Origin of the sequence: Halanaerobium sp. DL-01 (genome assembly GCF_003338615.1) — a bacterium.
Lineage (GTDB): Bacteria > Bacillota > Halanaerobiia > Halanaerobiales > Halanaerobiaceae > QPJE01.
Genome location: NZ_QPJN01000023.1, coordinates 33,067 through 40,483 on the forward strand (window position 1 = coordinate 33,067; position 7,417 = coordinate 40,483).

Annotated in this window: 3 protein-coding genes; all 3 read right to left on the reverse strand. The window is 38.5% G+C overall.

Going from position 1 to position 7,417, the window contains the following annotated elements; all coding sequences use genetic code 11:
• Positions 1 to 3: 3 nt before the first annotated feature.
• On the reverse strand, positions 4 to 1,845 hold the full coding sequence (gene uvrC / locus DER71_RS08610; RefSeq protein ID WP_114458024.1) for an excinuclease ABC subunit UvrC: 1,842 nt from the start codon (positions 1,843 to 1,845) through the stop codon (positions 4 to 6).
• A 142-nt stretch (positions 1,846 to 1,987) separates the two neighbouring features.
• Positions 1,988 to 4,798: an excinuclease ABC subunit UvrA gene (gene uvrA, locus DER71_RS08615; protein ID WP_114458028.1), complete on the reverse strand. Its 2,811-nt coding sequence runs from the start codon at positions 4,796 to 4,798 to the stop codon at positions 1,988 to 1,990.
• Between the two features lie 110 nt (positions 4,799 to 4,908).
• A complete protein-coding gene (uvrB, locus tag DER71_RS08620) occupies positions 4,909 to 6,924 on the reverse strand; it encodes an excinuclease ABC subunit UvrB (RefSeq protein ID WP_114458025.1) in 2,016 nt (671 codons plus the stop codon).
• Between the last annotated feature and the right edge of the window lie 493 nt (positions 6,925 to 7,417).

Here is a 7,417-nt window from a genome sequence, read left to right on the forward strand (position 1 = left end):
AAATTAATATGCTCTCATATTTTCTCTTAAAAAATCATATATCTTGCGGGCTGTTTTACCACTGATTCCATCCACCTTTTTAAGCTGCCATATCTCAGCTTCTCTAATTTTTGCTAGCGAACCAAAATGCTGCAGAAGTGAATTTCTTCTGGTCGGCCCCACACCCGGTATTTCATCAAGCATAGAATGAGTAAGTCTGCGGGAGCGGAGTTTGCGGTGATAACTGACAGCAAAACGGTGTGCCTCATCCCGCACACGCTGCAGAAGCTGCAGTGTTGGAGTATGATGGGGTAGTATAATCGGTTCACTCTCTCCAGGTTTAAAAATTTCTTCTTCTTTTTTAGCAAGTCCAATTATTGGCAGATTTTCTATCCCCAGAAGCTGCAGAATTTCATAAGCTGCCTTGAGCTGACCTTTTCCTCCATCAATAAGGATTAGATTTGGCAGCTCCCTATCTTCCCTCAGCAGTCTGGCATATCGTCTTTCTACTACCTCTTTCATACTGGAAAAATCATCAGGGCCTTCAACTGTTTTTATCTTAAATCTCCTGTAATCCTGTTTTGAAGGCCTTCCATTTTTAAATACAACCATTGAAGCGACAGAATCAGTTCCCTGAATATTTGATATATCAAATCCTTCTATATAAAGAGGTGGCTTTTCCATCTCTAAAATTTCTCCCAGCTTTTCCACCGCACCTGAAGTTCTCTCTTTTTCATATTTACTGCGGATCTCTTCTTTTTTTAAGTTCTGAAATGCATTTCTCTCTGCCATATCCAGCATCTTCTTTTTATCACCCTTCTGCGGATACTGAATACTAACCTTTTTACCTTTTATATCAGCCAGCCTTTCAGACAGCAGCTTTTCATAATTTATTTTAGTATTGAGAAGCAGTTCATCTGGAATTCCTGCAGCCTGTTCATAATACTGCTGCAGAAAAGACGCCATCATCTCTGCTTCTGCCTCATCATCTGTACCCTGAAGGATAAAATATTCCTGCCCGATAAGGCGGCCGTTTCTCACCAGTAAAAGCTGTGCACAGGCATTATCCTTTTCCCCCTGGACAAGTGCTACTACATCCTGATCAATATTTTTATCAGTCATAACTTTCTGGCTTTCACTCAGCTTTTTGAAAGCCTTAAGCGCATCACGGAAGTGGGCTGCTTTTTCGTAATTCCTCTCCTCAGCAGCATTTTTCATCATCTTTTCAACCTGAGTGCGGAGTTCTTCCTGACGGCCGGAAAGAAACAGGCAGACCTGATCGATCAGCTCATGATAATCCTCTTTACTGACCGCACCTATGCACGGCCCCAGACACTTATCAATATGATAGTTTAAACAGGGCCTATCTTCTGGTTCATCTGCCTTCAGCTCTTTTTTGCAGCTTCTCAGCTTAAAAATATCTTTTATAATATCAAGAGTCTTGTAAATAGCATCTACATCGGCAAATGGACCAAAATATTCTGCCCCATCATTTTTAACAATTCTAGTCTTAAATACCCTGGGAAAATCAACATTTTTAGTAACTTTTATATATGGATAAGTTTTATCATCTTTGAGACGGATATTAAATTTTGGCTGATATTTTTTTATAAGGTTTGCTTCCAGAATATATGCTTCCACTTCAGTATCTGTCATTATATAATCAAAATCATCTATATATTTAACCAGCATCCTGGTCTTATATGTTTGATCATTTTTACGAAAATATGACCTGACTCTGCTGTGCAGAGACTTAGCCTTTCCAACATAAATAATCATCCCAGTCTCATCTTTCATAAGATAAACCCCGGGCTGGCGGGGAAGCTCCTTCAGCTGTGCCTCAATATGTCCTTTTTTCTCTACCATGAATCATCAACACCTCTTTAGTCTTTAGTACCGAGTCTTTAGTACCGGGTACAAGCATACGTCATACGTACCGGGTACAAGTGAATATTTTAACTATTTCCATATGTACCGGGTACAAATGAGGGTTTTGGGTATCAGGTACTCAAAGTACTTCCTGCAGGAATTTACCTGTATATGAGCCTGCAGTTTTTGCTACTTCTTCTGGTGTCCCTACTGCAACTACTTGGCCACCCTTTTCTCCACCTTCAGGTCCCAGGTCTATTAAATAATCTGCTGATTTTATTACATCCAGGTTGTGTTCTATAACAATAACTGTATTTCCATTTTCGCGCAGTCGATGCAGTACTTTAAGCAGCTTTTTAATATCATCAAAGTGAAGGCCTGTTGTTGGTTCATCCAGAAGATAAAGTGTATCACCTGTGCTGATCTTTCCCAGCTCTTTAGCTATCTTTATCCGCTGAGCTTCGCCACCTGATAATGTTGTGGCAGGCTGGCCCAATCTTATATATCCAAGCCCTACATCATAAAGGGTCTGCAGTCGTCGTCTGATGGGTTCAATATTTTCGAAAAACTCCAGTGCTTCTTCTACATTCATATCAAGCACATCAGCAATTGTTTTACCTTTATATTTTATTTCCAATGTTTCACGATTATATCGCTTCCCTCCACATACTTCACAGGGGACATAAACATCAGGCAGAAAGTGCATCTCTATCTCTTCTATACCCTGTCCTTTACAGGCTTCACATCGTCCACCTTTGACATTGAAACTGAAGCGACCAATTTTGTAGCCCCTCTGCTTTGCCTCAGGTGTGCTTGCAAAGACATCACGAATATAATTGAACACTTTTGTATAAGTCACTGGGTTAGAACGAGGTGTTCTACCAATAGGAGACTGGTCAATATCTATCACCTTATCAATTTTTTCCTTACCTTCGATAGAATCATGTTTACCAGGATGAAGAGTCGAATCATAAATTTCTTTCATCATCTGTCTTTTTAAAGTATTGTTTATTAAAGTACTTTTACCAGAACCTGAAACTCCTGTTACACATGTAAAAGTACCCAGAGGAATATCCACATCTATATTTTTTAGATTGTGCTGCCTTGCTCCCTTTATTGTCAGCCATTCACCATTGGGACTGTAACGTTCCTCCGGTACAGGTATAACTTTTTTGCGGGAAAGATACTGACCTGTTAGAGAGCGCTCTTCTGCCAGGATATCATCCAGCGAACCTTCGGCTACAACTTCCCCCCCATGTTTACCTGCACCAGGGCCCATATCTATAATATAATCGGCTGCTCTTATAGTTTCCTCATCATGCTCTACAACAATTACTGTATTACCCAGATCTCTAATATGTTCAAGAGTATTAATCAAACGATTGTTATCCCGCTGATGAAGTCCTATACTCGGTTCATCCAGAATATATAATACCCCCATTAAACCAGAACCAATCTGTGTGGCCAGCCTGATCCGCTGTGCTTCTCCACCAGATAGAGTTCCCGCTGAACGATCAAGACTCAAATATTCGAGACCAACATCAAGCAGAAAACGTAACCTCTGTTTAATTTCTTTCAAAATTTCTCCCGCTATTTTTTTGCTGCGTTCGTCCAGCTCAATTTCCTGTAGAAAATCATATGCTTCTTTTATTGTAAACGAACTAAAATCTGCAATAGAAATACCTCCAACAGTTACTGCCAGCACTTCAGGCTTTAAACGCTGTCCGTGGCATACATGACATGGAATTTCATTCATATATCTTTCCATGCGTTTGTGAGTTCCTGGACTATCCGATTTTTCCATTCTCTCTTTTAAATATCCTGTTATTCCCTTAAAACGTGTTGTATGGTCTCTAGTTCGTCCATAGCGGTTTGTGTAGGGAAAAGTTATTTTTTTATCATCACCATAAATAAGTTTTTTCAGAATATCTTCATCCAGATTCTTAATTTTTGTTTTTAAGCTGAAATTATATTCATCTGCCATTGCCTTAAGCAGTGCAGGATAATAGCGGCTGGAAGAACTTTTCCAGGGAATAATCCCTCCTTCCTCAATCGACTTATCATATTCTAAAATGAGATCTGGATCAAATTCTTTTTTAATACCAAGACCACCACAATTTTCGCATGCACCATAGGGGGAATTAAAAGAAAACATGCGGGGTGACATTTCTTCTAAGCTAATATTGTGTTCAGGACAGGCAAATTTTTCGCTGTAAGTTGTAGTTTCTCCACCTATTACCTCAATCATCACCCGACCATCTGCATAATTAAGTGCTGTTTCAAGAGAGTCAGCCAGCCTTTCTCTAATCCCATCTTTAATAACAAGTCTATCTACAATTACTTCTATATCATGTTTAAAATTTTTATCAAGTTTTTCCGCTTCTTCCAGGAGTACTGTTTCTCCATCAACTCTTGCTCTAACAAAACCATCTCTCTGTGCCTGCATAAAAGTTCTCTCATGTTCTCCTTTGCGCCCACGAACGATAGGGGACAACACCTGAATTCTAGTCCTTTCTGGAAGTTCAAGCACCTGATCAACAATTTCATCAACTGTCTGTGATTTTATCTCTCTACCACAGATCGGACAATGAGGAGTCCCAGCTCTTGCATAAAGCAATCGCAGATAATCATGTATTTCAGTTACAGTTCCCACTGTTGAGCGAGGATTTCTACTGGTTGTCTTCTGATCAATAGAAATTGCAGGGGAAAGTCCTTCAATATATTCCACTTTCGGTTTTTCCATCTGACCTAAAAACTGTCTTGCATAGGCAGAAAGCGATTCGACATATCGTCTCTGTCCTTCAGCATATATTGTATCAAAAGCGAGTGATGATTTTCCCGAACCACTCAGCCCTGTTATAACTATCAATTTATCACGCGGTATATTCAGATCTATTTTTTTAAGATTATGCTCTTCAGCACCTTTTATAATTAAACGATCTAATCCCATCTTAAAATTTACACCTCTTTTTATTTTATATGTACCATTATATGTACCAGGCACAAGTGAAATTTTGAACTTGTACCTGGTACTATTTGCGATTTTTGTACCCGGTACCATTATAGTTTTGTTTCAATTTCTTCTATTTCATCTCGTATCTGAGCAGCTATTTCGAATTCCAGATTGTCTGCAGCTTCTTCCATCTCCATTTCCAGATCAAAGATAAGCTGCATCAGCTCTTTTCGGCTCATATTGTCAAAATCTAGCTTATTTTCTTCTTCATTATTATCATTGGTCTTATCATAATATTTTGCCTTATCCTCAGAAACAACCATTTCTACCGGCCTCAAAACATCTCTTACCGGTTTAATAATTGTTTTAGGAGTGATATTATTTTCTTTATTATATTTTATCTGAATTTTTCTTCTTCTATTTGTTTCATCAATAGCATTTTTCATAGAATCGGTCATTTTATCTGCATACATGATAACCTTACCATCAACATTCCTGGCGGCACGTCCTATTGTCTGTATCAGTGCACGCTCAGAACGCAAAAATCCTTCCTTATCTGCATCAAGTATCGCCACTCGGGAAACTTCTGGTAAATCAAGTCCCTCACGCAGAAGGTTAATTCCCACCAGCACATCAAATTCTCCCAGTCTGAGATCGCGAATAATTTCAGATCTTTCTATTGTATCAATATCAGAATGCAGGTATCTAACCTTAATACCAGCTTCCGCCATATATTCGGTCAAATCCTCTGCCATTCTTTTGGTAAGAGTGGTTACAAGCACCCTCTCATTATTTTTTACTACCCCCTGAATTTCTCCCAGCAGATCATCAATCTGTCCTTTAGTCGGCCTTACATCTATTTCCGGATCAACAAGTCCGGTCGGACGAATTATCTGTTCCACCACCTGCTGGCTGTGTTTTTCTTCATATGGCCCAGGAGTAGCAGAAACATAAACTGCCTGCGGAACAATCTTTTCAAATTCTTTAAAATTAAGCGGCCTATTGTCAAGTGCAGAAGGAAGGCGAAACCCATATTCAACCAGTTTTTCCTTTCTGGATCTATCTCCTGCAAACATACCACCTATCTGTGGAATTGTCATATGAGATTCATCAATAATCACCATAAAATCATCAGGAAAATAATCGATCAGAGTATTTGGCCTTGAACCTTTTTCTCTGCCGGCCAGATGACGGGCATAATTTTCTATCCCGGAACAAAAACCCATCTGTTCTAACATTTCCAGGTCATATCTTGTCCTCTGTTCAAGCCGCTGTGCCTCTACAAGGCGGTTTTCACTTCTCAGCTCTTCCACCCTTTCTTCCAGCTCATCTCGAATTTTCTGCACAGCACGCTGTACTTTATCTTCAGGTGTAACAAAGTGGCTGGCCGGGAATATTGTTATTTCATCCAGCTCGGCCTCAACTTCACCTGTCACCGTATTAATTCTAACCAGTCTGTCTATCTCATCTCCAAAAAGCTCAACTCTAACAGCAATATCTCTGTAAGCGGGAAAAATATCGATTACATCTCCCTTAACACGAAAATGCCCACGCGATGTATCCATATCATTGCGGCTGTACTGCATAAAAGTTAAACTCCTCGTTATCTCTTTTCTGTCCATTATCTTTCCCACTTCTAAATTGCAGGAAAGATCCAGGTAGTCCTCTGGTGAACCAAGACCATAAATACAGGAAACACTTGCTACAATCAAAACATCTCTTCTTTCAAAAAGAGAAGTAGTAGCTGAAAGTCTTAATTTTTCTACCTCTTCATTTATAGATGCATCTTTTTCAATATAGGTATCTGTTTGCGGAACATATGCTTCCGGCTGATAATAATCATAATAACTTACAAAATATTCAACTGCATTTTGCGGAAAAAATTCTTTAAACTCACTTGTAAGCTGTGCAGCCAGTGTTTTATTGTGGGCGATAACCAGTGTTGGCTTATTGACCTTTTCCACCAGTGCCGCCATTGTATATGTTTTTCCAGTACCGGTTGCACCAAGCAGTGTCTGATGGCGATATCCTTTATTAATACCCTGAACTAATTTTTTAATTGCTTCAGGCTGATCTCCTTCTGGCTTAAAAGGGGCTTCAAGTATAAATTTTCCTTCTTTCAAATTATCTCCCCCTCTGAATAATATAGTTTACATAGTTTTATTGAATAATAAACACATAGTTGTCAAATCCAATTTACCAATTTACAGCTCAAAGGTTCAAAAAACTAACTGTTTTGAAAAATTGAGCCGCAATTTAAAAGTGAATGTATGTTTACCTCTAATGTCTAATCTATTATAACAATAATGATTACTAATTTAAAGTTAAAACAATACAATTTAATAAAAAATAAATTGTATAATTAAATGCACGATTTGAATTAAAAAAATAGACACATACCTGTACCTTTTGTATAATGTTAATAATAACAAAAACATTAAGAGGTACAGAATATGTGTCAAGATAATTGTAACACAGAACGAAGCAAAGGTGAACACCTAAATTATCTGGACTTTCCCCATTTTTTATATACTGCTGCAAAAAGGGGAGATGCAGGAATATTGAAATTTTTAGTCAATGAATCTTAACGAAATGAAGGAAGAAATAGGGTTGAAC

Bases quoted from the DNA above. Each gene is read 5' to 3' on its own strand.
- uvrC (WP_114458024.1), bottom strand. From the start codon at position 1,845: ATGGTAGAGAAAAAAGGACATATTGAGGCACAGCTGAAGGAGCTTCCC.
- uvrA (WP_114458028.1), bottom strand. From the start codon at position 4,798: ATGGGATTAGATCGTTTAATTATAAAAGGTGCTGAAGAGCATAATCTT.